Origin of the sequence: Bifidobacterium sp. 7101, from assembly GCF_000499285.1 — a bacterium.
Classification (GTDB): Bacteria; Actinomycetota; Actinomycetes; order Actinomycetales; family Bifidobacteriaceae; genus Bombiscardovia; species Bombiscardovia apis_A.
Map to the genome: position 1 here is coordinate 48,106 of NZ_AWUN01000005.1, position 26,939 is coordinate 75,044.

At 63.7% G+C, this 26,939-nt stretch carries 23 protein-coding genes; 18 read left to right on the forward strand and 5 right to left on the reverse strand.

Annotated features, from left to right (window positions below):
• The first annotated feature begins 29 nt into the window (after positions 1-29).
• The 8 genes from pyrB to P272_RS0106860 all read left to right on the forward strand — a co-directional run bounded on the left by pyrB (position 30) and on the right by P272_RS0106860 (position 7,744).
• Complete coding sequence (gene pyrB / locus P272_RS0106825; protein ID WP_044097882.1) at positions 30-1,037, forward strand: aspartate carbamoyltransferase; 1,008 nt, start codon at positions 30-32, stop codon at positions 1,035-1,037.
• Positions 1,034-1,447 carry an aspartate carbamoyltransferase regulatory subunit gene (locus P272_RS0106830; RefSeq protein ID WP_029678797.1) on the forward strand — a complete coding sequence of 138 codons (414 nt, stop codon included), beginning with the start codon at positions 1,034-1,036 and terminating at the stop codon, positions 1,445-1,447. The genes pyrB and P272_RS0106830 overlap by 4 nt, the downstream gene beginning before the upstream one ends.
• 1 nt (position 1,448) lies before the next feature.
• Complete coding sequence (locus P272_RS0106835) at positions 1,449-2,873, forward strand: dihydroorotase (RefSeq protein WP_029678798.1); 1,425 nt, start codon at positions 1,449-1,451, stop codon at positions 2,871-2,873.
• A 2-nt stretch (positions 2,874-2,875) separates the two neighbouring features.
• Positions 2,876-3,937, forward strand: a complete 1,062-nt coding sequence (pyrF, locus tag P272_RS0106840; protein WP_029678799.1) for an orotidine-5'-phosphate decarboxylase — start codon at positions 2,876-2,878, stop codon at positions 3,935-3,937.
• Positions 3,934-4,779 carry a dihydroorotate dehydrogenase electron transfer subunit gene (locus P272_RS0106845; protein ID WP_044097883.1) on the forward strand — a complete coding sequence of 282 codons (846 nt, stop codon included), beginning with the start codon at positions 3,934-3,936 and terminating at the stop codon, positions 4,777-4,779. Before pyrF ends, P272_RS0106845 begins: the two co-directional genes overlap by 4 nt.
• On the forward strand, positions 4,776-5,723 hold the full coding sequence (locus P272_RS0106850) for a dihydroorotate dehydrogenase (protein ID WP_029678801.1): 948 nt from the start codon (positions 4,776-4,778) through the stop codon (positions 5,721-5,723). The genes P272_RS0106845 and P272_RS0106850 overlap by 4 nt, the downstream gene beginning before the upstream one ends.
• On the forward strand, positions 5,720-6,469 hold the full coding sequence (gene pyrE, locus P272_RS0106855) for an orotate phosphoribosyltransferase (protein WP_253269682.1): 750 nt from the start codon (positions 5,720-5,722) through the stop codon (positions 6,467-6,469). The genes P272_RS0106850 and pyrE overlap by 4 nt, the downstream gene beginning before the upstream one ends.
• Positions 6,470-6,625: 156 nt before the next feature.
• On the forward strand, positions 6,626-7,744 hold the full coding sequence (locus tag P272_RS0106860) for a DsbA family protein (RefSeq protein ID WP_052323228.1): 1,119 nt from the start codon (positions 6,626-6,628) through the stop codon (positions 7,742-7,744).
• A gap of 19 nt (positions 7,745-7,763) precedes the next feature.
• Here the strand turns inward: P272_RS0106860 and P272_RS0106865 are convergent, their stop codons facing one another.
• The 3 genes from P272_RS0106865 to P272_RS0106875 are packed head-to-tail and all read right to left on the reverse strand — an operon-like array spanning position 7,764 to position 11,445.
• On the reverse strand, positions 7,764-8,702 hold the full coding sequence (locus P272_RS0106865) for a LysR family transcriptional regulator (RefSeq protein WP_029678804.1): 939 nt from the start codon (positions 8,700-8,702) through the stop codon (positions 7,764-7,766).
• Positions 8,703-8,726: 24 nt separating this feature from the next.
• The gene (locus P272_RS0106870) at positions 8,727-9,509 is read right to left on the reverse strand and encodes a 2,3-bisphosphoglycerate-dependent phosphoglycerate mutase (RefSeq protein WP_029678805.1); all 783 of its coding nucleotides are present in this window, start codon (positions 9,507-9,509) and stop codon (positions 8,727-8,729) included.
• Positions 9,510-9,537: 28 nt separating this feature from the next.
• Complete coding sequence (locus P272_RS0106875; RefSeq protein ID WP_029678806.1) at positions 9,538-11,445, reverse strand: bifunctional ADP-dependent NAD(P)H-hydrate dehydratase/NAD(P)H-hydrate epimerase; 1,908 nt, start codon at positions 11,443-11,445, stop codon at positions 9,538-9,540.
• Positions 11,446-11,582: 137 nt separating this feature from the next.
• On the opposite strand from P272_RS0106875, the gene P272_RS0106880 reads away from it, so the two are divergent.
• Entirely contained in the window at positions 11,583-12,272 is a 690-nt protein-coding gene (locus tag P272_RS0106880) for an MgtC/SapB family protein (RefSeq protein ID WP_015021846.1), read from the forward strand.
• 24 nt (positions 12,273-12,296) lie between these two features.
• Here the strand turns inward: P272_RS0106880 and P272_RS0106885 are convergent, their stop codons facing one another.
• Positions 12,297-13,898, reverse strand: a complete 1,602-nt coding sequence (locus tag P272_RS0106885) for an ABC-F family ATP-binding cassette domain-containing protein (RefSeq protein ID WP_029678807.1) — start codon at positions 13,896-13,898, stop codon at positions 12,297-12,299.
• Positions 13,899-14,015: 117 nt separating this feature from the next.
• Positions 14,016-15,191 carry a TspO/MBR family protein gene (locus P272_RS09445; protein WP_172636722.1) on the reverse strand — a complete coding sequence of 392 codons (1,176 nt, stop codon included), beginning with the start codon at positions 15,189-15,191 and terminating at the stop codon, positions 14,016-14,018.
• 185 nt (positions 15,192-15,376) lie between these two features.
• Here P272_RS09445 and P272_RS09450 point away from each other — a divergent pair, with 185 nt between their 5' ends.
• The 9 genes from P272_RS09450 to secG all read left to right on the forward strand — a co-directional run bounded on the left by P272_RS09450 (position 15,377) and on the right by secG (position 26,829).
• Positions 15,377-15,979 carry a DNA-3-methyladenine glycosylase I gene (locus P272_RS09450; RefSeq protein ID WP_044097884.1) on the forward strand — a complete coding sequence of 201 codons (603 nt, stop codon included), beginning with the start codon at positions 15,377-15,379 and terminating at the stop codon, positions 15,977-15,979.
• 162 nt (positions 15,980-16,141) lie between these two features.
• Positions 16,142-19,063, forward strand: coding sequence for an excinuclease ABC subunit UvrA (gene uvrA / locus P272_RS0106900; protein ID WP_044097896.1), 2,922 nt, complete (start codon positions 16,142-16,144; stop codon positions 19,061-19,063).
• A complete protein-coding gene (gene uvrC / locus P272_RS0106905) occupies positions 19,060-21,360 on the forward strand; it encodes an excinuclease ABC subunit UvrC (protein WP_029678811.1) in 2,301 nt (766 codons plus the stop codon). The genes uvrA and uvrC overlap by 4 nt, the downstream gene beginning before the upstream one ends.
• Positions 21,361-21,420: 60 nt before the next feature.
• Positions 21,421-22,395 carry a shikimate dehydrogenase family protein gene (locus P272_RS0106910; RefSeq protein WP_029678812.1) on the forward strand — a complete coding sequence of 325 codons (975 nt, stop codon included), beginning with the start codon at positions 21,421-21,423 and terminating at the stop codon, positions 22,393-22,395.
• A 2-nt stretch (positions 22,396-22,397) separates the two neighbouring features.
• On the forward strand, positions 22,398-23,291 hold the full coding sequence (gene rapZ / locus P272_RS0106915) for an RNase adapter RapZ (RefSeq protein WP_155805045.1): 894 nt from the start codon (positions 22,398-22,400) through the stop codon (positions 23,289-23,291).
• Between the two features lie 120 nt (positions 23,292-23,411).
• Positions 23,412-24,371 carry a DNA-binding protein WhiA gene (whiA, locus tag P272_RS0106920; RefSeq protein ID WP_029678814.1) on the forward strand — a complete coding sequence of 320 codons (960 nt, stop codon included), beginning with the start codon at positions 23,412-23,414 and terminating at the stop codon, positions 24,369-24,371.
• Positions 24,372-24,450: 79 nt separating this feature from the next.
• Positions 24,451-25,647 (forward strand): phosphoglycerate kinase, encoded by a 1,197-nt coding sequence (locus tag P272_RS0106925; protein WP_024628061.1) that lies wholly within the window; start codon positions 24,451-24,453, stop codon positions 25,645-25,647.
• 90 nt (positions 25,648-25,737) lie between these two features.
• Entirely contained in the window at positions 25,738-26,520 is a 783-nt protein-coding gene (gene tpiA, locus P272_RS0106930; protein ID WP_029678815.1) for a triose-phosphate isomerase, read from the forward strand.
• A gap of 60 nt (positions 26,521-26,580) precedes the next feature.
• Entirely contained in the window at positions 26,581-26,829 is a 249-nt protein-coding gene (gene secG / locus P272_RS0106935) for a preprotein translocase subunit SecG (protein WP_029678816.1), read from the forward strand.
• Positions 26,830-26,939 lie beyond the last annotated feature (110 nt).

Below are 26,939 nucleotides of genomic sequence, written 5' to 3' on the forward strand. Positions count from 1 at the left end.
AAGGTGGCCACCTTGAGGAAGGTGAGCCGTTGTCCCAACAAGTTGATCACGCATCCAAAACCTCTTCCACCGTTGTTCCGCTTCGTGGGCGAAGTGTGGTAACCCTCGACGACATTCCCATGACACAGATCCTGGACCTGCTGGATCGGGCGGCCTATATCGACACCCATCGCCGTCAGGTGGCCCACACCTGTGACGGCCGGGTCCTGGCCACGCTCTTCTATGAACCCAGCACCCGCACCCGGCTCAGCTTCGAGACGGCCATGCTCCGTCTGGGCGGCCAGGTCATCGGGTTCGCCGGCGCCCAGCTGGCCAGCGTCTCAAAGGGGGAGTCCATCAGCGACACCCTGAAGACGGTCTCCAACTACGCCGACATCGTGGCCATCCGCCATCCCAAGGAGGGTGCCGCCCTGGTAGCCTCCCAGGCAGCCACCGTCCCGGTCATCAACGCCGGCGACGGCGGGCACATGCATCCCACCCAGACCCTGACCGACCTGGCCACCATCCGCGCCCGCAAGGGTCGGCTGAACCACCTGACCATCGGCCTGTGTGGTGATTTGACCTTCGGCAGAACCGTCCACTCCCTGATCACCACCCTCTGCCGCCTGGGCCATGTGGACTTCGTTCTGATCAGCCCCGACGAGCTGCGCACCCCCGAATACGTCCTGGAGAGGATCCGCTCCTCGGCCGACTGCACCTACCGGGAGACCGGGGATCTGAACGGGGTTATCGGCGACTTGGACGTGCTTTACATGACCCGTGTCCAGCAGGAGCGCTTCTTCAACGAGGACGACTACCTGCGCCTGCGCGACACCTACATTCTGAATGCCGACAAGCTTCGGGCTGCGCGATCCGACATGGCCGTTCTCCACCCCCTGCCCAGGGTCAACGAAATCGCCGTGGAGGTGGACGATGATCCGCGTGCGGCATACTTCCAGCAGGTCCGCAACGGCATGCTGGTCAGAATGGCCCTGGAAAGCGCCCTGCTGGGTGACGAGCTGCCCGGTTACCGCGAGCAGAAGGAGGTGGCGGCATGAAGGTCACCAGCATTGTTGACGGCATCATCATCGACCACGTTCGTGCAGGCACTGCCCTGAAGGTGCTGCACTACCTGCGCGTGGATCCGGCGAAGACCCGGCTGGCCCTGATTATGAATACGGACAGCCGCAAGTACGGGTCCAAGGACATCATCAAGATCGAGCAGACCGGGGATCTGGACCTGACCGCCCTGGGGTTCATCGCCCCCGAGGCCACCGTGGATGTGGTTCGGCAGGGCAGGATCGTCAGCAAGCATCAGCCGGACCGCCCCAGCCATCTGGTGAACGTCATCACCTGCGTCAACCCCCGTTGTGTAACCACGGTGGAGACTGGCGTGGATCAACGCTTCCACCTGGACGATGCCGGGGTCTACCGCTGCGACTACTGCGACGAGAAGGCTGAAGACTGACATGCGGCTGCTGGGGTTGACTGATTGGCGTAGCGGCAGGGCGGTCGATCTAGTACTTCCCCTGGCCGCCAATGGTGCGCTGATTGACGAGACCGGTGCCATGTCGGCAGAGGTGGATCAGATAGATGCCTCGGGGCTGGTGCTGGCTCCCGCCCTAGTCGACCCTCACGTCCACCTGCGGGACCCTGGCCAGACCGACAAGGAGGACATGGTCACCGGCACAGCTGCCGCAGCCGCCGGAGGCTACGGGCTGATACTGCTCATGCCCAACACCCAGCCAAGCATGGACGGACGCGCCAGGATGGCCGACGGGCGCACGGTCATTGACTACCTGGAATCCTACGAGCAGGACCACGGGCTGAGACTGCCGGTGGGCTACGCCCTCTGCGTGGCGGCCACCCTGGATCGGGCTGGCCGTCAGGCCTCGAACCCTGACGACTGGTCGGGGCACCTGCCTGGCCACGGATGGAAACACCCTGTAGTGGCCATCAGCGACGACGGCTCGGCCGTCACCGATCAGACACTGGAGGCCGTGGCCGCCAACGCAAGGGCTTTCGACTTGCCCATCCTGGATCACTGCGAACACCACGAGCACGGTCAGGTCAATCTTGGAGCCGTCAGCCGCCGACTGGGGTTGGAGGGGATTCCAGCCTCGACCGAGACCGCCATCATCAATCGGGACATCGTCTTGGCCGAACGTACCGGCATCCGGGTGCACCTGCAGCATGTCAGCACCGCCGGGGGATTCGAGGCCGTCCGCCGGGCCAAGGGCCGTGGATTACCGGTCACCTGCGAGACCGCGCCCCACTATCTGGCCCTCTGCGACGAGGACCTGCTGCGCTGCGGCAGCATGGCCAAGATGAACCCTCCGCTGCGCTCCCGCGCCGACCAGCAGGCAGCCCTTGAGGCCGTGGCCGACGGCACTGTGGACATGATCGCCACCGACCATGCCCCACATACTGCTGCTGAAAAGGCGCTGGGGCTCAAGGATGCCCCCAACGGCATCATCGGCATGGAGACTGCGTATGCGGTCTGCAACCAGGTTCTGGTCAAAAGCGGGATAATCAGCCATGACCGCCTGATTGAGCTCATGTCCCTGGCTCCGGCCGGGCTCATGGGCATGCATCGGCTCATACCTGAAGACCTGCCTTCGAACACTGCCAACAATGTCAATAAGGCCGGCACCGGTCCCCTTCAACTGGAGGCCGACAAGCCCAACGAGACCGGCCAGCCGCCCGTTGACTTGGTCATCCTGGACCCTGAGGCCAAGTGGAAGGTTGATCCCAGCCGCTTCCACTCCAGGGCGAGGAACACCCCCTTCGCCGGGGCGGAACTGGCTGGACGGGTCATGGCCACCATCAAGGATGGGCGTCTGGTCTTCTCCCGTCTGCCTGCAAGCCGCCTCATCCCCAGGGAAAGGATCTGAGCATGGACCGACTGACCGCGCTCATCCAGAACAAGAACAATCCGACCGTGGTCGGTCTGGATCCGCGACCGGAACTGCTGCCCAGCCAGCTGATCGAACAAGCCAGACAACGTGCCGCCGGGAGCATGGCCCAGATGGGCTTGGACCCCAAGGATCCCCAGCAGACCCAGGGCGAGCAGGCTCAGGCTGTCTGGGCGGACAACCTGGCCCGGGTCTATCTGCGCTTCAACCTGGCAATCCTGGAGGGCGTGGCCGATCTGGTGCCTGCAGTCAAACCCCAGATCGCCATGTACGAGGCCCTGGGAGCCTGGGGTATCAGGGCCTACACCGGCACCTGCCGGGCCGCAGCCGACCGCGGCCTCTACGTCATCGGGGATGTCAAGCGCGGTGACATCGGCTCAACAGCCGAGGCCTATGCCGCCCATCTGGACGGGCTTCCCCTGCCCTTCAATCCTGGGCAGCCAGCGGATGGGCCGACCCGAGTAGGTGGAAGGTTCCCCTGGTATGAGGATGCCCTGACCATCAATGTCTACCTGGGTTCCGACGGGGTGGAGCCCTTCCTGCAGGCGGCCGAGCACATCCAGGGTGACCTCTTCGCCCTGGTGCGCACTTCCAATCCTTCGGGTAGCCAGATCCAGGAGCTGGGTCTGGACACTCACTCGGGCGGGGGCACCATCTATCAACGCCTGGGCGACCTGGTCGAGTCCTGGGGGCAGCCCTCCATCGGCCAATCAGGCTACTCCAGGCTTGGAGCAGTGGTCGGCGCCACCCACCCCGAGGATGGTGCTCTTCTGCGGCAGGCCATGCCCCACACCTTCTTCCTGGTCCCCGGCTACGGAGCCCAGGGCGGTTCGGCAGCCGACGTGGCGCCCATGTTCGACCGGTCCGGCGGCGGTGCTGTGGTCAATTCCTCCCGGGGGATCATCGCAGCCTGGCGGAAGGATCCGGACTACAGTCCGCAGCTGAGCGTCCAGGCGGCACTTGGTATGGTCACCCGCGATGCCCGCCGGGCCGCAGAGGCCATGAAGGACGATCTCAATCAGGCGATCAAGGAGGCCCGATGAAACCCAACCTCTTCATATCCACCAGCAGGGTGGAGGATCAGGCCCGACAGGCGGGCCGGATGCCCGGACGCCGCACGGCCCAGGTCACCGGTATGGAGCCCCTGGACCGGCAGGTCTGGCGGATGACCATCCGCGACCCCTACCTGGCAGCCCACGCCCCGGCAGGAGCCTTCATCAACCTCTACTCGGCCGACCGCATGACCATGATGCCCAGACCCTTCGGCATCAGCAGGGTCCTGGAGGGCGAGCAGATTGAGATCATCTTCGCCGTGGTGGGCCAAGGGACCTACGAATTCTCCCGACTGCAGCCGGGCATGGCTGTGGACCTGCTGGGGCCCCTTGGTCATGGCTTCGACCTGGAGGAGCGGGCCCACTATCTGCTGGTGGGTGGCGGTCTGGGCGTCCCCCCGCTGATCCGCGCAGCCCAGTGCCTGCAAGGCCGGTCCGGTGCGCGTACCACCGCCCTGCTGGGCTACCGTGACCACCGGTTTGCCGATGCCATCATGGGTTCGCTGACCGACCGGCTGGAGTCCATCGACAATGCCTCCGGGGATGTCATAACCCTCTTGGACCGTGTTCGCGGCGACATCGATCCCGAGCGGACCATCATCCTGACCTGCGGACCTCTGCCCATGATGCGGGCCGTGGCCGCCTGGGCCCGCAAGACAGGTCTGCCGGCCCAGTGTTGCATGGAGTCCCGGATGGGTTGTGGCTACGGCACCTGCGTGGCCTGTGTGGTCGACACCGTGGACGGCAGGCTCAAGGTCTGCAAGGACGGCCCGGTCTTCGCCGCCGACCGTCTGATCTGGGATGCAGACGAGGACAAGAAGGAGACACGATGAGCGGGCTGACAATCATGGATCCTCTGGAGCCACACGTCTGGCGGCATGGCACTATTGTGGCCGGCACGCCCTGGAAGAACCCGGTGGGCACGGCCTCGGGCACCTTCAACCTGGATGCCTGCGGGGGCTATTACGACGTCTCCCAGATGGGTGCCATATCCACCAAGGGTGTTTCACCGGTTCCCTGGGAAGGCAACCCCACGCCCAGGACCGCCGAGAGCCCAGCCGGCATGGTCAATTCCGTGGGCCTGCAGAACCCGGGCGTAGACCATTACCTGGTGGACGAGCTGCCCAGACTCAAGGCCCTTGGAGCCAACGTGGTCACCAATGTGGCCGGTCACAGCGACGAGGACTATGCCGCCGTCGTGGAACGCTTGGCCGACTCCCCAGCGGACATGCTGGAGATCAACGTCTCCTGTCCCAATGTCTCTCATGGGGGGATGTCCGTGGGCACCGATGCCAAGGCCCTGAACCGGTTGATCACCCGGCTGCGGGCTCTGACCGACAAGCCCATGGTGGTCAAGCTGACCCCAAACGTCACCGACATCGTGGAGGTGGCCAGGGCGGCTGTCGACGGGGGAGCGGATGCCCTCAGCCTGATCAACACCCTGGTAGGCATGCGCATCGACATTACTACAGGCAAACCCATCCTGGCCCAAGGCACCGGCGGTGTCTCAGGCCCCTGCATCCTGCCCATTGCCTTGTCCTTCGTCTGGCGGGTGCGCCAGGCACTGCCCGACATTCCCATCATCGGCATCGGGGGCATCGACTCGGGACGCACGGCCTTGGAATTCCTTTATGCGGGGGCCAATGCCGTGGAGGTGGGGGCTGCGGCCCTGGTGGATCCTGTGGCTCCCATGCGGGTGGCTCGGGAACTGGACGATCTGTTGGACGAGCGGCCCGATATGGCCGATTTACTCAAGAAAGGGGAATGCTGGCGATGAACGCATCCGCAGCAGAAGACAAGGCCAACCATGACGGGGATGCCCAGGAGCAGACCCGCCGCATCCAGGAGGGCTTCACCAGCTTCCTGCTCCAGAGCGGAGCGCTCAAGTTCGGTGACTTCACCCTGAAGTCGGGGCGGCGCTCGCCTTACTTCATCAACGCCGGGGCTTTCAACGACGGACGGCTGATTGCCTTGCTGGGGGAGTTCTACGCCCGGACCATTGTTCAGGCCGTGAAGCAGGGGACCCTTCCCGCCGACATCGACACGGTTTTCGGCCCAGCCTACAAGGGGATTCCCCTGGCCGTCTCCACAGCCATAGCACTGAGCGGGGCACATGGGATGCCAGTCGGCTACACCTTTGACCGCAAGGAGGTCAAGGACCATGGCGACGGAGGCCTCATGGTCGGCACGCAGCTCAAGGACGGCATGAGGGTGCTGCTGGTGGATGACGTCATGACAGCAGGGACCGCAGTTCGCCAGGTGGTGCCCAAGATCATGTCCCAGGCCAAGGTCACCATCGTCGGCCTGGTGCTCTCTGTGGACCGGATGGAGCGCACCGGTCAAGGCCAGGGCTCGGCTGTGGAGTCAATCATGGACGAGTTCCATTTCCCTGTCATCAGCATCGTCAACGTCCGCCAGATCTTCGATGCTGCTGCCTCCATGAAGGGCCCGGACGGGTCGCCCATTCTGGACCAGCGCACGGCTGATGCCGCCAGGGACTATCTGGAGCGCTACGGGGCCTGAGTAAAGGACCGTCTTATATCAACATGCGAATTGTGCATTCGTGCCACATTGACGCACCTTCTTCGGATGGTCATTCTGCCGGATGACCCTCGTGTAGATTAATAAAGGTCCGCTGGGCAGGCCGGCGGATCATCATCGCAAGGAAGGCCATGGATCATGACGAAACCGCAGGAGCAGAACGGTCATGAGGAACCGGACCAGACTAGGGACGATGCAGTGGATTCGGTGAAGCCTACCGCTTCGGCCACAGCAGCTGACGCAGTGAACCCTTCAGCTGTGGCTGAATCTGCTGATAGTCATATTGCGACTGAGGATGAACCGGCAGAGGCAGGCCAGCCCCAGGAGAGCGAGTCTGAAGAAAGTGCGTCTGCACAGCGCTTGCGGAGGTTTCCGCTGATACTGGTGGCGGTGGCTCTTGTGCTGGTGCTTGCGGCAGGCATATACATGCTATGGGCAGAACATTCTGGAGTCGGCCAGTCAGCCCAAAAGGCTTCATCCGGAGCATCGACCGCGCAAGCTGGTCAGGCTCCCAGCGGAGACGCCACGGCCTATAAGGACCTGCAAGAGGTCGCCGTCAAGCCTTCGGTGGCCGACGACCAGGGAGGACTGACCGTTTCAGCCAAGGGGGTCGGCAGCAAGAAGAAGGTTGCCGATGCGCCGACCCTAGAGATCTTCATGGACCCCATGTGCCCCTGGTGTGGCAAGGTGGGCCGGGTCATCGATCCGCAGTTGCAGCGCATGATCAGCGCCGGCCAGATCAACGTCACCTACAACTTTTTGAACTTCCTGGATTCAGCCTCAAGCGACGAGTACTCCAGTCGCGTGGACAACGCCCTGGCCATGGTGGCCCAGGAGGACCCGGATCATCTGCCGGCCTTCGCCGCTGCCATTTTTGCCACCGACTTCCAGCCCGATGAAAGCTCCTATCAGGCCGTCTCCGACGCGCGCCTGGCCGACCAGGCCGTGGGAGCTGGAGTGCCCAGGTCCTTGGCGGACCGTTTCGCCCAGGGCACCTACAGGCCATGGGTGGACAAGGTCAACGCTTACGCCATCACCCGGAAGGATGTCAAGGACGCCAAGGGGGAGTTCTCGACACCCACCATCATGATCAACGGCAAGGTCTGGGATTTGACCGCAGCGGCAAAGAGCCAGGGAGGGCTGGAACATCTGGACCAAGCCCTGCTCAAGGCCCTGGGGCTCAAATCGCAGGATGTGGGTCACCAAGGAAAGATGCCATCCATCGGAGCCCAAGGAAAAGCGTTGAAAGTACAGTGACCGGTTGCTTGTTTTGCTGCTACTCGCCTGACTCCTGTTCAATCAGCGAGTATCCGTGGTTGGACACCACCTGGCACAGCTTGTCCAAGTAGAGTTCGGCAGCGTGGGACAGTTTGGTCCGGCTGTTGACGATCCAACCCACCAGCATGGATTCATCTGATTCCAAGGGGACGCTGACGATCTTCTCGTTGTTCAGATCCTCGTTGTCGATGCCTGTGCAGACCGTGTAGGCGTTCAGCCCCACGATGAAGTTGAGCATGGTGGCCCGGTCGCTCACAGTGATCTGCTTGGGGGAGTAGTCGGGCCAGACCGCCTCCTCGGCGAAGTAGAAGGAACCCTCTTCACCTTGCTCGTACTGCAGGAAGGGATAGGGCTCCAGGTCCTTCATGGTCACCATGGCCCGATCGGCCAGGGGGTTGGTCCGGGCGAGGAAGACATGCAGGTCCGCCCGGAAGAGGGGATGGAAGTCCAGGTGCTTCTCGCGTAGCATCTTGGAAAGGACCCGTTTGTTGAAGTCGGACTCATAGATGATGCCAATCTCCGACTGGAGGGTGGCCACCTGGTCGATGATGTCCCTGGTGCGCGTCTCCCGTATGGTGAATTCGTACTCGTCCGAATCGATGGAGTTGATCATCTCCACGAACGCTTCGACTGCGAACATGTAGTGCTGGGTGGAGACCCGGCAGAGCTGCTTGCGGGGCCTGACCTGCCGGTAGCGGGCCTCCAGCAGGTCGGTCTGGTCCAGAATCTGCCGGGCGTAGGTCAGGAATTCCGCCCCGTCCACGGTCAGAGCAATCCCCTGCGAATGGCGGGTGAAGATCTCGATGCCCAGCTCGTTCTCCAGCTCCTTGACCGATGAACTCAGGGCCGGCTGGGAGATGTAGAGCTCATGCGAGGCCTCGTTCATGGAGCCGCATTCGACAATTTTGACGATGTAGCGCAGTTGGAGCAGTGTCATATAAGCCAATCTATACCCAAGGCCCTATCGGCCCAGGGCCACGGTTTCCGCCATGCCCTGGTTCGCGGCCTCCTGATCCAGATAGCGACCCGGTCCCTGGACCTGGGGGTTGCCGTCTCCATCGGTCTCGAAGCTGTAGACCATGGGCACGCCGGTGGGTACATTGATGGATCGGATGTCCTTGTCGTCTACGCCCTCAAGGACCTTGATCAGGCTGCGGACCACGGAACCATGGGTGACGATGAGCACAGTCCGACCCTGGGCCAGGTTGGGGGCTATCCGGCTGCGCCAGTAGGGATGCAGGCGAATCAGCAGGTCCTTGAGACACTCGGCACGGATTTCGGCCGGATTCTGGCTGTCCAACTCGTCGCACATGGCCGGGGCATAGCGCGGATCCCGTCCCTGAAAGTAGGGTGAATCGGTTTCGATGGCGGGAGGCCGAACATCGTAGGAACGTCGGTAGATATTGAATTGCTGCTGACCGTAGCGTTCCAGCATGGCCGGTCGCGTCTGTCCCTGGAAGGCGCCATAGTGGCGCTCGTTCAACCTCCAGGTGCGCTCCACCGGAATCCAGGCCCGATCAACCAGGTCCAGGACCGTGTTGGCGGTGATGATACTGCGGGTCAGCAGGGAGGTGAAGACCAGGTCAGGCAGCAAGCCTGATTTCTTGAGCAGCTGTCCGGCATGGCGGGCCTGTTGCAGTCCGCGTTCCGTCAGGGGTACGTCCACCCAACCGGCGAAACGGTTGACCGACTTCTGAGTCCAGACGCTCTCTCCGTGACGCATGACGATGAGCTGTGCGGTCATCGAATCAACTCCTTTTCCAACCACATGCTTAGAACCAAAGTGAGCTGTTTTCGAAGAATTGAGAGGCATCGTCTCCATCTTGGATGGATTGGTCGATCTGTTCAGCAGCCCCTTCGGCTCTGGACATGACCAGTCCTATGGCCCTGGGTAGGGCATCGGCCACCTGCCCGGCGCGGATTGGCTGTCCCATGTGCCCAGCAACGACCCCCTGACCCTCAGGCTGGTTGTCCTCGGCAACCAGATCCGCAAAATCCTGAGGCTTGCGGGGGTCGAAGATCAGCGGTTGTTCCCAGCCGGTCTGCCTGCCGCCGCTGGCCAGAGAGCCTGCCAGTCCGTGCAGGAAGGCCGCGGCAGCCGTTAGATCCACCATCAGTGTGGCATCATCCTGGATCGGTCCGGCGTTCTGGGCCAGCATGGCCCCGATGGTTCCGGAGAGCACGTCCCCTGATCCGGCTGTGGACAGCCAGGCTGGGCCGAAACCGGTGGTCATGACTCGAGGGCGGTCGGTGCCGTCCTCGCCGACGACCAGTGTGATGGCCCCCTTGAGCAGAATGGTGGCCCCGGTCAGTTGGCAGGCGCGGACAGCCCAGCGCAGGGGTTCGGCCATGACCTGGTCGCCGTCCACGTTCTCGCCATGCGAGTTGAGCAGGGCGGCCATCTCGCCGGCATGCGGGGTCAGCACGGTACGCGGGCCCAGTCGGTCCGGCAGCAGATCCAGGGCTCCTGCATCGGCCACCACCGGCGGGTCGGCCGCTGCATCGTCCTCGTCCAGGTCCGCGGCCTGACGATTGAGTATGTCGGCAATCAGGTCCCTCTGGCCGTCCTGGCCTTCAGGTCCGGCGGCCTCCTGGGCCTGCCGGGTGGGCACGCCCGAGCCCAGCACCCAGGACTCGACCCGCCCACGGCCCAGGACAGTTTCGGGCAGCTCCTGCAGGATTAGGTTGCCCACCTGTTCGGGGCCACAGTAACGGATCATGCCCACATTGCTGCTGGCCGCAGCCCTGCTGGAGAGCAGCCCGGCGCCATGGTAGAGGGCGGATCCGGTGACCAGGCCGACTACGCCCCGGCTGTACTTTGTGTCATCGACCCGGGGCGCCCGCAGGAGACCGGCGCAGTCCTCGGCGTTCATGCAGGAGACGCTGGGGACCAGGGCCGAGGTATCGAAGCCGAAGTCCACCAGGACGATTCTGCCGCAGACGTAGGCGGACGGGGGCAGCATCAGGCAGGGCTTCATGGCCCCCATGGTCACGGTCACATCAGCCGGGATGTAGGCCCCGGGCAGGGTGCCTTCATCAATGTCCACGCCGGAGGGGGTATCTACAGCCAACACCAGGGGGCCATCCTGTCCGGCGGGATCGTGCCAGGCTGGTCTGTCGGGCAGACCGCTCTCCATGCCCAGTTCTGCGGCCAGAGCTGCGGGAATGCCGCGCAACGCACCCTTGAGACCGATACCCGTCATGGCGTCGATGATCAAATCCGCCTGTCGGCACAGCTCCAGGGCCTGGTCCAGCTCCTCGGAAGCCTGGTCCGGTCCTACTGGTGCCTCGCAGCCCTGGATGGCTGCCTGGGGATCCAGGGTAGTGACCACTCCGCCGGCGCGCAGGAGGGCATCCAACCCGCCCTGGTGCAGGCTGCGCCCGGTCGCCACCACAGTCACGTCGGCTCCATGCCCGGCCAGATCAGCCGAGGCATAGAGTCCATCGCCGCCATTGTTGCCGGCCCCTGCCAGCAGGACGATCCTGGCTCCTGCCGGCTCCAGCCCGGCCTGGGTCAGCATGACGTCGGCCACGGAGGCCAGGGATCCGGCGGCAATGCGCATCAGGGGCACCCCGTCATCCAAAAACGGCTGCTCCAGGGATCGGATCATGTCGGCGGTATAGGCGCTGGTGGCCAGGGTCCGCCAGGCTTCGCGGCGTTCATCTGATGACGGCTTCATGGCATCACACCCTTCATTCAAAAGGTCCACGTGCGGCGGCGGCAGGGCCGGCCACGTGCTGGCTCCACTCTATCCGATGGCCATGTCCTGCAAGCGTTATAAAGTCTGCCTATTTACGAGGGCAGGAAGGGAATTTCATGCAGGGATTCGCAATGCCGAATCAAGGCCAGATTATGGCGGTGGTCCTGACGGTGGTCCTCTGTGGCCTGATCGGCTTCGAGCGCGAGTTCCTCAAACATGACGCTGGCATCCGCACCCACATCCTGGTGGGTCTGGGAAGCTGCTTGTTCACCATGGTCTCCCTCTATGGCATCCAGGCTGCTGTGGGCAACTACTCCTGGGACGCCTCGCGAATCGCAGCCGGAGTGGCCTCGGGCATCGGCTTTATCGGCGCCGGAGTCATCTTCTTCAACCATGATTCGGTCAAGGGTCTGACCACGGCCAGCGCCATCTGGGTGGCTGCCGCCGTTGGCATGGCCTGTGGGGTACAGCTCTTCGCCATCGCCATCCTGGCGGTCGTCTTCTACTTTCTGGCCGTTCTGGTCATCGCGCCCATCCTCAAGTGGTTCCTGCGCAACCGTCAGAATACGGTCCTGCGCATCGTATATCAGGATGGCCACGGCTGCCTGCGCGAATCTTTGCTGCTGGCAACCCGAATGGGCTTCGAGTCCCGGGTACTGACCATCCACGAGCTGCACCGGGATGCCTGGAAGGGCGCCGATGTAACCGTCAACCTGCTGGGCAAGGGGGATGTGACCGAGCTGGTCGAATCCATTGGGCAGACTCCAGGGGTCAAAGGCGTGGAAGTCCTGGGGGAGGACGACTGACCCGCTTTTCGCTATCGCGGCTACCTACTCCTCGGCCACCAGATCCAGGTAGTCGTCGCTCCAGAGGTCCTCGTCACCGTCGGGCATGAGCAACACCCGTTCGGGATTGAGCGCCTTGACGGCACCCTCGTCGTGGGTGACCAGCACGATGGCTCCCTCGTACTTGGCGATGGCCTTGAGAATCTCGTCGCGCGAGGCGGGGTCCAGGTTGTTGGTGGGTTCGTCCAGCAGCAGGACGTTGGCCCGGCTGGTCACCAAGGTGGCCAGGGCCAGACGGGTCTTCTCGCCGCCCGAAAGCACCTTGGTGGGCTTCATGGCATCGTCCCCTGAGAAGAGGAAGGAGCCCAGGATGGTCCGTGCCTGGGTGTTGTCCAGGTCCGGGGCCACATGCTGCAGGTTCTCCAGAACGGTGACGTCGTTATCAAGGGTGTCGTGCTCCTGGGCGAAGTAGCCGATCTTGGCCCCATGCCCCAGGGTCACCTTGCCCGTGTCGGGCTGCTCGATGCCGGCCAACAGCCGCAGGGTGGTGGTCTTGCCGGCACCGTTGTATCCCAGGATGACCACCCGGGAGCCCTTGTCGATGGCCAGGTTGATGCCGGCGAAGACGATGTTGGAGCCGTAGGCCTTGGACAGGTCCTCGGCCATGATGGGCGTGCGGCCGCAGGGTGCCGGATCCGGGAAGCGCAGATCGGCCACCTTTTCGGCCTTTTCCGCCTCCTGGGTGTCGGCCAGCAGACGCTGGGCGCGACGCATCATATTTTGAGCAGCCACAGCCTTGGTGGCCTTGGCATGCAGACGGATGCCCTGCCGCATCAGCCGGTCGGCCTTCTTTTCGGCCACCTCGCGTTCACGGCGGCGGCGTTCCTCGTCCACCACCCGCTGGCGCAGGTAGGCCTTCCATCCCATGGTGTACATGTCGATGCAGGAGCGCTGGGCATCCAGGTGCCAGATGCGGTTGACGGTCTCGTCCAGCAGCTCGGTGGAGTGGGAGATGATCAGGAAGCCGCCCTCGAACCGGCGCAGGTAGCCCTTGAGCCATTCGATGGAGTCGGCATCCAAGTGGTTGGTGGGCTCATCCAGAATCAGGGTGTCGGCGTCGGAGAAGAGGATTCTGGCCAGTTCGACCCGTCGGCGCTGACCGCCTGAGAGGGTGCCCAGTGCCTGCTGCAGGGTCTCCTGGCTCAGCCCCAGGCTCTCGCCCATGACGATGGCCTGCGATTGAGCCGCATAGCCGCCGGCGTTCTCGAAGTCCTGCTGGGCCTTGTCGTAGCGCTTCATGGCCTTTTCCATGACCTTGGGATCAGGACTGGTCATCTCGGTCTCGGCCTTGCGCATCCGCTGGATGATGGATGCGATGTCCCTGGCGCTCATGACCCGGTCCAGTGCGCTCTGCTCGGAGTTGCCCGCATGGGTGGACTGGGGCAGGTATCCCAGCTGTCCGGTCACACGCACCTTGCCGGCCGAGGGGAGCATATCGCCGGTGATGACCCGGGTCAGTGTGGTCTTGCCTGCGCCGTTACGGCCCACCAGGCCGATCCGGTCGCCCTTGGTCACGTGGAAGTCGGTGGCTTGCAGCAGTAGCCGGGCACCTATTCGGATCTCAAGTCCCTGCGCCTCAATAGCCATGCCGCCTCCGACCCCGCTTTCCTTATGGATTCAAAACTTGCAAGGAATCATGGTAGCAAGAAGCAAGCCCCGCCAGTGCGTCTCGGCTGACGGGGCAATGGATCAGTCATGGATGGGTCAGCGACGGACCACCCTGAACTTGCTCCAGGGGAAGTAGACCAGGAAGGCACCTACTGCGGTCAAAGCAATGACCAGCACACCCATGACTGCCGCGAAGGAGAAGATCCTGATGCCGATGCCCAGGCAGGCCCAGATGACCACCAGGCCGAAGACCCAGTCCTTGCCATGCCTGTTCATCAGATAAGCGACGGCCAGTAGGGCGCCGACCACGATGATGGTGGCGAATCCCTGTACTGCATTGCCGACCTTGTGCCCGGCCACCACCATGTATCCGGCGTTGACCAGGGTGGCCACACTCAGCCAGCTTGCGTAGATGGACAGGGGGATCCAATCCAGGGCCTTGGCTGCGGTGGGGGTTCCGGCCTTGGTGGCATCCCTGCGCACCAGGGCGTAGAGCATCCAGGCCAGCACGGTCAGAATGAGGATGATGACCAGGGCCCAGAAGTTGCGCTCCATATGCCACAGTGCCAGCCAGGCGATGTTCAGGCAGCAGGTGGCCACGAAGAGCAGCCCGCTCAGCGTGAAGGGCAGGAAGCCAAGACGTTTGCGGCTGGGGCCGGCCAGGCAGAAGCGGAAGAGCCAGATGGCCAGGGCGATGTAGATTACCCCCCAGATGGCGAAGACGTATCCGGCGGGCATAATCCACAGGTCGACCTTGCGTGCCAGGCCGCCCACGGTCGTGCCATTGAAGTGGTAGACCTCCGCATAGCCGTTGAAGCCCACCATGGCCACCCAGGCCACCCAGAGCACGATATCCTCGAAGAGCTTCCAGCCGCGTCCCTTGGAGGATTGCTGCTCCTTTTCAGGCTGACTCTGCTTTGTTTGATTTGATTCCTGCGCTGCCTCATTGCTGCTGCGATTAGAGCGACTCTTGACTCCATTGGCAGTCTCATCTGCACTGGTTTTGTCAGTTGGCGCCTTCTTCGACGAATCACCAGACTGGTGGTCTGCGGCACCTGAAGGCGATGAACCTGAGCTAGATGAATTTGAAGTAGACGACTTTGGTGTCGATGAATTCGGAGACCCCGAACCTGTACTCGTCGAACTCCGAGATGCCGATGCCGAATTTGCGCTCGATTGGTTGCCCTGCATGGCAGGGGAGGTGCGCTTGGCCCTCTCGACCGGGTTCTCATCGTCGGTCCAGAGTCTGCGCGGATTGTCCTTGTCAGTCATGGCACATGCTTCCTCTCCTTGCCGGCCGCAACCGTACTGCCGCCGTGGGGATTGCCCCGGGCATGGGCCGACCGGCCTCTGCTCCAACTCTAAATCAGCCCGCCTGGCTCAGTGGTATTGACCACCCGTTCCGGGCGGCCTCCGGTGCTAGCCTGAAGCCGAATACTGGAGAGGGGGAGTGCGAGATGGTTGAACCTTTACATCGGTGCGACTGGGCTCAGGTGGACGATCCGCTCATGCGCAGCTACCACGACCATGAGTGGGGCCGCCCCTTGCACGGGTCCCAGAGGCTCTTCGCCATGCTCTCCCTGGAGATATTCCAGTGCGGGCTCAGCTGGCAGCTGGTCCTACACCGCCGCCAGGCCCTCTTCAAGAATTTCGACAACTTCGATATCCAAGCGGTCTCCAACTTCGATGCCGACCGCATCAACCGTCTCATGGCCGACCCTGCCATCATCCGCAATCGTCGCAAAATCGAAGCCACGGTGGCCAACGCGGCCCTGATCACCCGACAATTTCCCGGGGAGGCATTCGACCGCTACTGCTGGTCCTTCACCGGTGGCCAGACCATCAACCACGACTACCCGGACGACCCCTCCATACCGCGCTACGACCACCTGTCAGCCATCGTCTGCAAGGACATGCGCGACCTGGGCCTGCGCTTCCTGGGGCCGGTGACCGTCCACTCCTTCCTCCAGGCAGCCGGCATGATCAACGACCACCAGCACGACTGCTTCCTCAACGGCTGCGGCCGTCCGCCCCTGGATTCGCCCGCCCCGTCCATCTAAGCCGTCGTCGAACACCTGTTCGAATTATTCGGCCCCGGCGATATTATGGTCAGGCTTTGGCCTCAGCCTTGGCCATGGGTCTTCAGGGAAGCGGATGGGAAGCACGTGAAGCAGCAGAACAAGCCTAAGTCGACAGTGGACGCGGCCATCGAAAACCCGCGCATGATCGAATCCAAGGGGTCCCTGGTGGCGGACCTGTCCATGGTGCCCAACGACCGCAAGATCGTCATCCAGGGCGCCCGGGCCCACAACCTCAAGAACGTCAACCTGTCCATACCCCGCAACCGGATGGTGGTCTTCACCGGCCTGTCGGGCTCCGGCAAGTCCTCCCTGGCCTTCGACACCCTCTTCGCCGAGGGTCAGCGCCGCTATGTGGAATCCCTCTCCGCCTATGCCCGCCAGTTCCTGGGCCAGATGGACAAGCCCGACGTGGACTTCATCGAGGGCCTGAGCCCGGCCGTCTCCATTGATCAAAAGACCACCAACCGCAACCCCCGGTCCACCGTGGGCACCATCACCGAGGTCTACGACTACCTGCGCCTGCTCTTCGCCCGGACCGGCATTCCCCACTGCCCGGTCTGCGGGGCCGAGGTGCGCGCCCAGTCGCCGCAGCAGATCGTCGACACCCTCATGTCCAGGCCGGAGGGGACACGCTTCCAGCTCCTGGCCCCCATCGTCAAGGGTCGCAAGGGCGAGTTCGTGGAGACCCTGGAGCTCCTGCGCTCCGACGGCTACTCACGGGCCATCATCGATGGGGACATGCACCAGCTGTCCGACTCCATCAAACTGACCAAGCAGAAGAAGCACACCATCGAGGTGGTGGTGGACCGGCTGGTCATCCGCGAGGGCATGCGCCAGCGGCTGACCGACTCCGTGGAGACCGCCCTGCGCCTGGCCAAGGGGACGGTGGTGGCCGACTTCGTGGATCTGGATGCCAAGGACCCCGAGCGTCGTCAGCCCTTCTCCGAGAAGCGGTCCTGCCCCAACGGCCACGAGCTGGAGCTGGATGAGATCGAACCCAGGACCTTCTCCTTCAACGCCCCCTACGGAGCCTGCCCGGCCTGCACCGGCCTGGGATTCAACCTGGAGATCGACCCCGAGCTGGTGGTGCCCGATCCCGACAAGAGCCTCAAGGACGGGGCCGTGGAGCCCTGGAGCGGCACCAAGAGCCAGCAGCGCTTCTACGGCCACCTGCTGGACGGCCTGGCCAAGGAGATGGGCTTCTCCACCTCGACCCCCTGGAAGGACCTACCCGAGGAAGTCCGTCACGCCGTCATGTACGGGCACGACTTCAAGGTGGACGTCTCCTACCGCAACCGCTGGGGACGCCTGCGCGAGTACACCACCGGATTCGAGGGCGTGGTCCGCACCCTGATGCGCCGCCACGACGAGACCGACTCGCAGCCCATGAAGCAGTACTACGAATCCTACATGCGCGAGGTGCCCTGCCAGGTCTGCCAGGGCAAGCGCCTGAAGCCCGAGGTGCTGGCCGTGACCGTGGACGGCCTGTCCATCGCCCAGGTCTGCGACATGGCCGTGTCCGCCAGCCTGAAATGGGTTGAGGGCCTGCATATGGAGGGTGCCCAGGCCAAGATCGCCGGGGAGGTCCTCAAGGAGATTCGTGCCCGTCTGCGCTTCCTCAACGACGTGGGCCTGAACTATCTGACCCTGTCCCGGGCTGCGGCCACCCTCTCCGGCGGCGAGGCCCAGCGCATCCGCCTGGCCACCCAGATCGGCTCCGGACTGGTGGGCGTCATGTATGTGCTGGACGAGCCCTCCATCGGCCTGCACCAGAGGGACAACGACCGGCTTATCAAGACCCTGCAGCGGTTGCGCGACCTGGGCAACACCCTGATCGTGGTCGAACACGACGAGGACACCATCCGCCAGGCCGACTGGCTGGTCGACATCGGCCCAGGGGCCGGCGAGCATGGCGGCGAGGTCATCTTCTCCGGGCGTTCGCAGGACCTGGTCAAGGCCTCCCGCTCCATCACCGCCGACTACATTGCCGGGCGTCGGTCCATCGAGGTGCCCAAGCGCCGTCGCAAGACCAGCAAGACCAGACAGCTGACCGTGGTGGGGGCTCGCGAGAACAACCTGAAGAACCTCAAGGTCTCCTTCCCGCTGGGGGTCATGACCCTGGTCACCGGCGTCTCCGGCTCCGGCAAGTCCACCCTGGTCAACTCCATCCTCTATCCGGTTCTGGCCGACCAGCTCAACAACGCCCGCATCGTGCCCGGCAAGCACACCCGGGTGGAGGGCGTGGACCAGGTGCGCAAGGTCATCCATGTGGACCAGAACCCCATCGGCCGCACCCCGCGCTCCAACCCGGCCACCTACACCGGCGTCTGGGACAAGATCCGCCAGCTCTTCGCCAAAACCCCCGAGGCCCAGGTGCGCGGCTATGGTCCCGGCCGCTTCTCCTTCAACGTCAAGGGCGGCCGCTGCGAGACCTGCCACGGTGACGGGACCATCAAAATCGAGATGAACTTCCTGCCCGACGTCTACGTGCAGTGCGAGACCTGCCACGGCAAGCGCTACAACAGGGAGACCCTGGAGGTCACCTACAACGGCAAGACCGTCTCGGATGTGCTGGACATGCCCATTGAGGAGGCCGCCCACTTCTTCAAGGCCTATCCTTCCATCGCCCGCTACCTGGACACCTTGGTGGACGTGGGCTTGGGCTACATCCGCCTGGGTCAGCCAGCGCCCACCCTGTCCGGAGGCGAGTCCCAGCGGGTCAAGCTGGCCACCGAGCTGCAGCGGCGCTCCGACGGCAAGACCGTCTACATCCTGGACGAACCCACCACGGGTCTGCACTTCGAGGATGTCCGCAAGCTGCTCAAGGTCCTGCACGGCCTGGTTGACAAGGGCAACACGGTCATCGTCATCGAACACAACCTGGATGTGATCAAGACCGCCGACTGGATCATCGACCTGGGACCCGAGGGCGGCGACGGCGGCGGCACCGTGGTAGCCCAGGGCACCCCCGAGCAGGTGGCCGCCAATCCGAACAGCTGGACCGGCAAGTACTTGAAGCCCATGCTGGATCCCGCCAAGGTAGCCAAGGCCACCCGATCATGACCCGTAGCTGCTTCGAGCGGCACACGCCGCAGGTATGGCGACGCACCGCCCAAGCCCTGGAGGAGGAGTCCGCCACCGGCACCACGACCGGTGTCAACAAGAACGGCGCACCCCTGCTGGGCGACAGCCGGGACCTCTTCCGTCCCAAGACCTCGGACATTCCCACTCAGCCGGGGGTTTACAAGTGGCGGGACGGCGACGGCCGGGTCATCTACGTGGGCAAGGCCAAGAACCTGCGCAACCGTCTGACCAACTACTTCCAGCCCCTGGAAAACCTGCACCCGCGCACCCAGACCATGGTCCTGACGGCCCGGAGCCTGGAGTGGACCGTGGTGGGCACCGACCTGGAGTCCCTGACCCTGGAATACACCTGGATCAAGGAGTTCGACCCCCGCTTCAACGTCAAACTGCGGGACGACAAGACCTACCCCTACCTGGCTGTCTCCGTGGGGGAGGAGTTCCCCCGGGTCTGGATGACCCGCGTGCGCAAGCGGCACGACACCCGCTACTTCGGCCCCTACGCCAAGGTCTGGGACATGAAGCACACCCTTGATGCCCTGCTCAAGACCTATCCGGTGCGCACCTGCACCCCCGGCGTCTTTCGCAAGGCCAAGCTCAGCGGCCGTCCCTGCCTGCTGGCCTCCATCGGCAAGTGCTCAGCCCCCTGCGTGGGCCGGATCAGCGCCAGCGACCACCGGCGTCTGTGTACGGAGCTGACCGGGGTCATCACCGGCAGGCTGGGCAAGAGCTACCGGGCCGGACTGACCAGGAGCATGCAGAAGGCCAGTAAGGAGCTGGACTTCGAGAAGGCCGCCCGCCTACGCGACCAGATCGCCATGTTGGACACGGTCATCGAGCAGAATGCCGTGGCCTTCGCCTCCAACGTGGATGTGGACGTCTTCGGAGTGGCCTCGGACGAACTGGAAGCCTCGGTCCATGCCTTCTTCGTGCGCTCAGGAGCCATCCGTGGCGAACGCAACTGGAGCGTGGAGCGGGTCGAGGACGTCTCCGACAGCGAGCTGATCAGCGACCTGCTGGTGCAGGTCTACTCGGACCTGATGAATGAGAATGACAGTGAGCTACATAAGCTGCCCGGGGATTCTGATGCACCTGTCTCCATCAGCCAGGACCGGGATGCCATGGGCTCCACCCAGAAGGTCACGGCCTTGGATGCCGAGGCCCGGGCCAAGGCCACCAGGAGCCGACACCAGCATCAGGATCAGACCGGACGCGCCGACCTGCTGGCCCCCATCTCGCCGGTGCCTCCCGAGGTCATTGTCCCCATCCAGCCGGATCGGACCGGCGACCTGCAGGAGTGGCTACGGGAGCTGCGTGGATCCGCAGTGACCATCCGTGTGGCCAGCCGGGGTGAGAAGAAGTCCCTGATGGACCGGGCCAACGCCAATGCCCGCCAGGCCCTCCAGCGCAGCAAGCTCAGCCGCATGAGCGACATGGGTACCCGCACCCAGGCCATGAACGACGTGGCCAAGGCCCTTGGACTGGACCGCGCCCCGCTGCGCATCGAGTGCTATGACATCTCCAACACCGTGGGCGGCCAGTTCCAGGTGGCTTCCATGGTGGTCTTCGAGGACGCGGTCCCCAAGAAGTCCGAATACCGTCGGTTCGCCATCCGCGGCGAGGACGGCAAGGGCGCTGTGGACGATATGAGCGCCATCTACGAGACCCTGACCCGGCGCTTCCGCCATGGCAACATCGCGGGCGACAGTGGCGACAGCATGGAAGCCGAGCGAAAGGCCAGCGACAAGGCACCCGAATTGGTGGAGCAGGAGGAGGGGGCCATCGTCCAGCAGAACACCGCCGCCCGCCACTTCGCCTACAAGCCCAACCTGATCGTGGTCGATGGTGGCAAGCCCCAGGTGACCGCCGCAGCACGGGCCCTGCACGACTGCGGAGTGGACGATGTGGCCCTGTGCGGGCTGGCCAAGCGTCTGGAGGAGGTCTGGGTGCCTGACGACGACTATCCCATCATCCTCAAGCGTCAGTCCGAGGGCATGTACCTGTTGCAGCGGGTGCGCGACGAGTCCCACCGTTTCGCTATTACCTACCACCGGCAGACCCGGCGCAAGGGTGCCCTCCGGTCGGCCCTGGACGAGATTCCGGGCATCGGCCCCTCCTACCAGAAGAAGTTGCTCAATCACTTCGGTTCGGTCAAGCGCATGCGCCAGGCCTCCCAGGAGGAGCTGGAGGCAGTCAAGGGCATCGGCGCAGCCAAGGCCAAGGCCATCTACCAGGCCCTGCACAGTGACCAGGACCAGACCGGGGACAGCCAGCGATAAAATGGCTCAGGAGGCTGGCAGAGGGCCATGCCCTGAGTTGATTGGTGCGTGATTGCAGATATGAATGGACCTGATCGTCGTTGTGCCGTCCTGGGCGACCCAATCAGCCATTCCCTTTCGCCACTCCTGCATCGTTCAGCCTATGCCGCACTGGGCCTGGATGGTTGGCGCTATGACCGTGTGCGCATGGACGCTGACGGTCTGGCGGACTTTATCCACGGCCTTGACCCGTCTTGGGCAGGACTCAGCCTGACCATGCCCTTGAAGAGTGCTGTAGGGCCTTTGGGTGATTTTCGCGATTGCTGGTCCAAGACCCTGGGAGTGGCCAACACAGCAGTCTTTGCACAGGGCGGCCCCGCCAAAGGTTTGTCCTTGTACAACACAGATGTAGAGGGGATAGTTGCCGCTCTTCTGGAGGCTGCCGACCGTTGCCGGGCTGACGAAGATCCTGACGATCTGGCCGCCTTGCTGGAGGCAGCCGGTCAGGGTCGGCAGGACCGACTTCCTGATCAACCGTATGGGGGAGCGCAGGCCCTGGTCGTCGGCAACGGGAATACAGCCGAGTCCGCCTTCTGCGCCTTGAAGGTGCTGGGGGTCGAGCGTGTGGACCTGTTGGCCCGCAACCCCGAGCACTGCGACCACATGCTGGACCTTGCCTCCCGGCTTGGCCTTCCTGGGCCAACCGTCACAGCCATGGACCAGTCTGAGGCAGCCGAAAAGGCACTGATCGGGACCGATATTATCGTCTCAACCCTGCCTTCGGGGGCAGCCGACCCCCTTGCTGATCTGCTCAATACAGCTGGGACTCCAGAGGCCGATGACGACAAACGCCTGGGCCCGGTTCTGCTGGATGTGGTCTATGACCCCCGGCCCACCCCACTCATGAAGGCCTTCTGCAGCCGACCGGGTGCCCGGGCCATCAGCGGTGAACGTATGCTGCTCTACCAAGCCGTGCGTCAGGTGGCTCTGATGACCGGCCGACCCCTGGCCACTGTTCCGGTGGCCGCTATGGACCAAGCCTTGAGGGAGGCATGACGATGACGACGGAAAAACCGCCCTTCGCAGGCTTCGAGGTACTGCTGATCACAGGCATGTCCGGCGCAGGCCGCTCCCGGGCCGCCGACTCCATGGAGGACATGGGCTGGTATGTGGTCGACAACATGCCCCCGCGCCTGCTGGTGCCCCTGGTCGACATGATGACCTCGGCCGGCAGCTCCCTGCACCGCCTGGCCGCCGTCATCGACGTCCGTTCCCGCTCCTACTTCGATGATCTGTCGGCCGTGCTCAGCCACCTGGACGACCTGGGTGTGCGCTGCCGCATCCTTTTTCTGGACGCCTCAGACCAGGTGCTGGTCAAACGCTATGAGTCCGTTCGCCGACCCCATCCTTTGCAGGGCTCGGGCCGCCTGATCGACGGCATCCGCGAGGAGCGCCGCCTGCTGGCCGGGCTCAAGGAACGTGCCGACATGGTCATCGACACCTCCAACCTGAGCATCCATCAGCTCTCCACCCGCCTCTATGAAATGGTCCTGGGCTCCGGCCCGACCACCGTAGGCGTGCACATCATGAGCTTCGGATTCAAGTACGGCCTGCCCATCGATGCTGATTTCGTCGCCGACGTCCGCTTCCTGCCCAACCCCTACTGGGTCCCCGAGCTGCGCGACCTGAACGGGCATGACGGCCCGGTCCGTGACTATGTGATGGCCAGCAAGGGCGCCAAGGAGTTCCTGGATGCCTACACCACCGCCATTCTGACCGCGCTCAGCGGCTATGCGCGCGAGGACAAGCACTATGTGACCATCGCCTTTGGCTGCACTGGCGGACAGCACCGCTCAGTGGCCATGGCCGACGCTCTGGCCGCCCGTCTGCGGTCCCGGGGAATGGAGGTGACCGTCTCGGCCCGCGAGCTGCCGCACCGTTCCCGCGGATAGCCAAAGGCGCAATTTGTCCAAGATATTCGGTATCACAGTAATCCGGTGGTCGGCACGGCAGGTGTGTCGCGCGGCCAAGAAGTATTCATTTTTCAGTATTTTTTCGTAGGAGGACGGCTCTTGGCCCTACTTGATGATGTCAAAAGCGAGCTGGCCGCGATTGACAACGAACCCCCCTCTGCCAAGAAAGCACAATCGGCGGCGATGATCCGCTTCGGTGGCGGTCTGCACATCATTCAGCGCCACATTGTGGTGGAAGCGCAATTCGACTCCTTGCCGGCAGCGCAGTGGTTGCAGAACACCATCAGGGACGTCTACGGCCATGATTCCGATCTGATTCAGGTCAAGCGGCAGGCCCCCACCGGCAACCTGACCCGCTACTCGGTCCGCGTGCTGCGGGCGGGCGGCGCCCTGGCCCTGCAGACCGGTCTGCTGGACCGCCGCAAGCATCCGGTTCGTGGTCTTCCGGCCGACATCGTCTCCGGCAACATCGCCCAGGTCAAGGCCGCCTGGCGAGGGGCCTTCCTGGCCCATGGCGAGCTCTCCGACCCAGGCAAGGCCTCCTACCTGGAGATCGTCTGCCCCGGATCCGAGGCAGCCCTGGCCCTGGTGGGTGCAGCCCGCCGTCTGGGCATCAACGCCAAGGCCCGCCAGGTGCGCAGCTCCGAGCGCGTCACCCTGCGCGATCCGGACGTCATCGAACGCATGCTCAACCTGATGGGCGCACCCAAGTCCTCCAGGGAGTGGACCGGCAAGCGCAGCGACGGGGAATCCCGCGGCAAGGCCAATCGACTGGCCAACTTCGACGACGCCAACATGCGCCGGTCGGCCAAGGCCGCCGTCGAGGCCAGTGCCAAGGTCACCAAGGCCTTCGAAATTCTGGGCGACGACATCCCCGAGAACCTGCGTGCGGCCGGCCAGCTTCGTCTGGATCACCGTGAGGCTTCACTCGAAGAGCTGGGTCGCCTGGCCGATCCGCCGGTCACCAAGGATGCCATCGCCGGACGCATCCGCCGTCTGCTGCAGCTGGCCAACAAGGTCGAAAAGAAGAGGGCCGAGGAAGAGACCAAACAAGAGTGAGATAGCTCACACAGGTCGGTCAGCCTGAGTACCATGGCAGAGGAGCGGGCGCATGGACCCGCAGTCAGAAAGGATACGCATGAAAACACTGAAGAGCCTCGGTGATCTCAAGGGCAAGCGCGTGCTCGTCCGCGCGGACTTCAACGTGCCGCTGGACGGCACCACCATTACGGACGACGGCCGCATCCGCGCCGCCTTGCCAACCATCGAGCAGCTTCGTGGCCAGGGCGCCAAGGTCATCCTCATGGCCCACCTGGGTCGCCCCAAGGGCAAGGTCGTTCCCGAGTTGAGCCTGGCCCCCGTGGCCGCTCGTCTGGGCGAACTGCTGGGCGTGCAGGTTCCTCTGGCCGAGGACACCTATGGTCCCGATGCCCATGCCAAGGTGGCCGCCATGAACGACGGCGACGTGGTTCTGCTGCAGAACGTGCGCTACAACCCCGAGGAGACCAGCAAGGACGAGGCCGAGCGCGATGCCTACGCCCGCAAGATCGCCGACCTGGGCGATGTCTTCGTCTCCGACGGCTTCGGCGTGGTCCACCGTGCCCAAGGCTCCAACTACTCCGTGGCCAAGTTCCTGCCCTCCGCAGCAGGCCTGCTGGTCGAGAAGGAAGTCAAGGCCCTGTCCAAGGCGACCGAGAACCCCGAGCGGCCCTTCACCGTGGTCTTGGGCGGCTCCAAGGTCTCCGACAAGCTGGGCGTCATCGAGAACCTGCTCAGCAAGGCCGACCGTCTGGTCATCGGCGGCGGCATGGTCTTCACCTTCCTCAAGGCCGAGGGCTACGAGGTCGGCTCCTCCCTGCTGGAGGAGGATCAGGTCGATACCGTCAAGGGCTACATGGCCACCGCCCGTGAGAAGGGTGTGGAGCTGGTTCTGCCCACCGACATCGTGGTGGCTGACGAGTTCAAGGCGGATTCGCCCCACCAGGTGGTTCCTGCCGATGGCATCCCTGCAGACAAGATGGGTCTGGACATCGGTCCCGACTCCCAGAAGCTCTTCCACGACAAGATCGTGGACTCCAAGACCGTGGTCTGGAACGGACCCATGGGCGTCTTCGAGTTCCCGGCATTCGCCGACGGCACCCGGGCTGTGGCCCAGGGCCTGGTCGACGCCACCAAGGCCGGAGCCTTCACCATCGTCGGCGGTGGCGACTCCGCCTCGGCCGTGCGCAACCTAGGCTTCCCGGAGGATGGCTTCTCGCACATCTCCACCGGTGGTGGCGCCTCTCTGGAATTCCTTGAGGGCAAGGAGCTTCCGGGTCTGAAGGTGCTGGAGTAAAATCGGCAGACAGACGGGCAATGCCGGGTCACCGGGTTTCGCATCCGGCGGCCCGGCATTGCTGTTGTTGCGCGGATGGAAAGGTCTGGTATGGCACGCATTCCCCTGGTGGCCGGCAATTGGAAGATGAACTTCGACCACCTGGAAGCCACCTATTTCGTACAGAAGCTGGCCTGGCTCCTGCGCGACGCCCACTTCGACCGCAGGCGCTGCCAGGTGGCGCTGATGCCCGCATTCACCGCCCTGCGTTCTGTCCAGGTACTGGTCGAAGCCGACAACCTGCCCATCGAGTATGGGGCCCAGGCCGTCTCCGTCACCGCCCAGGGGGCCTTTACCGGCGATGTGTCCGCCGACATGCTGGCCCAGCTGGGCTGTAGTTACGTCATCGTGGGCCATTCGGAGCGGCGCAAGTACCATCCCGAGGACGATGCCAACATCGTCGACCAGGTCCGCGCCGTTCTGGCTGCGGACATGAAGCCCATCCTCTGTGTGGGGGAAAGCTACGAGGAGCGTCGCCAGGGCATCCAGCTGGACTTCGCCGTTGGCCAGGTCAATGACGTCACCCGAGACCTGGCCAAGGAGGACATGGACAACCTGATCGTGGCCTACGAACCGGTCTGGGCAATCGGCACCGGCATGGTGGCCACCCCGGACACCGCCCAACAGGCCGCCCGGGCCATCCGTGACCATATCTCAAGCAAGTTCGGAGAGCCAGCCGGCCAGGCCGTGCGCATTCTCTACGGCGGCTCGGTCACCTCCAAGAACGCCTCCCAGATGATCACCCAGCCGGACGTGGACGGTTTTCTAGTGGGCGGCGCCTCCCTGGATGTGGAGGAGTTCGTGCGAATCGTGCGACTGGCCGCCAAGGGCTGATGCGTTTTTCGACGGGTGTATGTATACTTGTTCCCAGTTCCTTACATGGAGGTATGTGCCGTGACCATTGTCAAGATTGTGCTTCAAATCGTCGTCATCCTCGCCAGCATATTGCTGACCATGTTGATTCTGTTGCACAAGGGCAAGGGTGGCGGTCTGTCCGATATGTTCGGCGGCGGAATCGGCTCCAACGCTGGCACCTCGGGCGCAGCCGAGAAGAACCTGAACCGGCTGACCATTATCGTGGCTCTGATCTGGGTTGCCATCATCATCGCCTTGGACCTCATTTCCAAGTACAAGCTGGCCTGATTCCAGCAACCAATACCTGAAATACCTGACCCCGGCATCGCCCGGGGTCTTTTCATATCCGGACGATTTCAGTGCAAGGCACATAGTCCTTGACTATTACCACAATATGT

What these genes read in the sequence shown, in the direction of transcription:
- pyrF (WP_029678799.1), top strand. Translation starts at nt 2,876, where the DNA reads ATGGACCGACTGACCGCGCTCATCCAGAACAAGAACAATCCGACCGTG.
- P272_RS0106850 (WP_029678801.1), top strand. Translation starts at nt 4,776, where the DNA reads ATGAGCGGGCTGACAATCATGGATCCTCTGGAGCCACACGTCTGGCGG.
- P272_RS0106880 (WP_015021846.1), top strand. Translation starts at nt 11,583, where the DNA reads ATGCAGGGATTCGCAATGCCGAATCAAGGCCAGATTATGGCGGTGGTC.
- uvrA (WP_044097896.1), top strand. Translation starts at nt 16,142, where the DNA reads ATGATCGAATCCAAGGGGTCCCTGGTGGCGGACCTGTCCATGGTGCCC.
- P272_RS0106910 (WP_029678812.1), top strand. Translation starts at nt 21,421, where the DNA reads ATGAATGGACCTGATCGTCGTTGTGCCGTCCTGGGCGACCCAATCAGC.
- pyrE (WP_253269682.1), top strand. Translation starts at nt 5,720, where the DNA reads ATGAACGCATCCGCAGCAGAAGACAAGGCCAACCATGACGGGGATGCC.
- P272_RS09445 (WP_172636722.1), bottom strand. Translation starts at nt 15,191, where the DNA reads ATGACTGACAAGGACAATCCGCGCAGACTCTGGACCGACGATGAGAAC.
- P272_RS0106865 (WP_029678804.1), bottom strand. Translation starts at nt 8,702, where the DNA reads ATGACACTGCTCCAACTGCGCTACATCGTCAAAATTGTCGAATGCGGC.
- P272_RS0106835 (WP_029678798.1), top strand. Translation starts at nt 1,449, where the DNA reads ATGCGGCTGCTGGGGTTGACTGATTGGCGTAGCGGCAGGGCGGTCGAT.
- P272_RS0106885 (WP_029678807.1), bottom strand. Translation starts at nt 13,898, where the DNA reads ATGGCTATTGAGGCGCAGGGACTTGAGATCCGAATAGGTGCCCGGCTA.
- P272_RS0106830 (WP_029678797.1), top strand. Translation starts at nt 1,034, where the DNA reads ATGAAGGTCACCAGCATTGTTGACGGCATCATCATCGACCACGTTCGT.
- P272_RS0106925 (WP_024628061.1), top strand. Translation starts at nt 24,451, where the DNA reads ATGAAAACACTGAAGAGCCTCGGTGATCTCAAGGGCAAGCGCGTGCTC.
- P272_RS0106870 (WP_029678805.1), bottom strand. Translation starts at nt 9,509, where the DNA reads ATGACCGCACAGCTCATCGTCATGCGTCACGGAGAGAGCGTCTGGACT.
- P272_RS0106875 (WP_029678806.1), bottom strand. Translation starts at nt 11,445, where the DNA reads ATGAAGCCGTCATCAGATGAACGCCGCGAAGCCTGGCGGACCCTGGCC.
- rapZ (WP_155805045.1), top strand. Translation starts at nt 22,398, where the DNA reads ATGACGACGGAAAAACCGCCCTTCGCAGGCTTCGAGGTACTGCTGATC.
- uvrC (WP_029678811.1), top strand. Translation starts at nt 19,060, where the DNA reads ATGACCCGTAGCTGCTTCGAGCGGCACACGCCGCAGGTATGGCGACGC.
- P272_RS09450 (WP_044097884.1), top strand. Translation starts at nt 15,377, where the DNA reads ATGGTTGAACCTTTACATCGGTGCGACTGGGCTCAGGTGGACGATCCG.
- P272_RS0106845 (WP_044097883.1), top strand. Translation starts at nt 3,934, where the DNA reads ATGAAACCCAACCTCTTCATATCCACCAGCAGGGTGGAGGATCAGGCC.
- P272_RS0106860 (WP_052323228.1), top strand. Translation starts at nt 6,626, where the DNA reads ATGACGAAACCGCAGGAGCAGAACGGTCATGAGGAACCGGACCAGACT.
- tpiA (WP_029678815.1), top strand. Translation starts at nt 25,738, where the DNA reads ATGGCACGCATTCCCCTGGTGGCCGGCAATTGGAAGATGAACTTCGAC.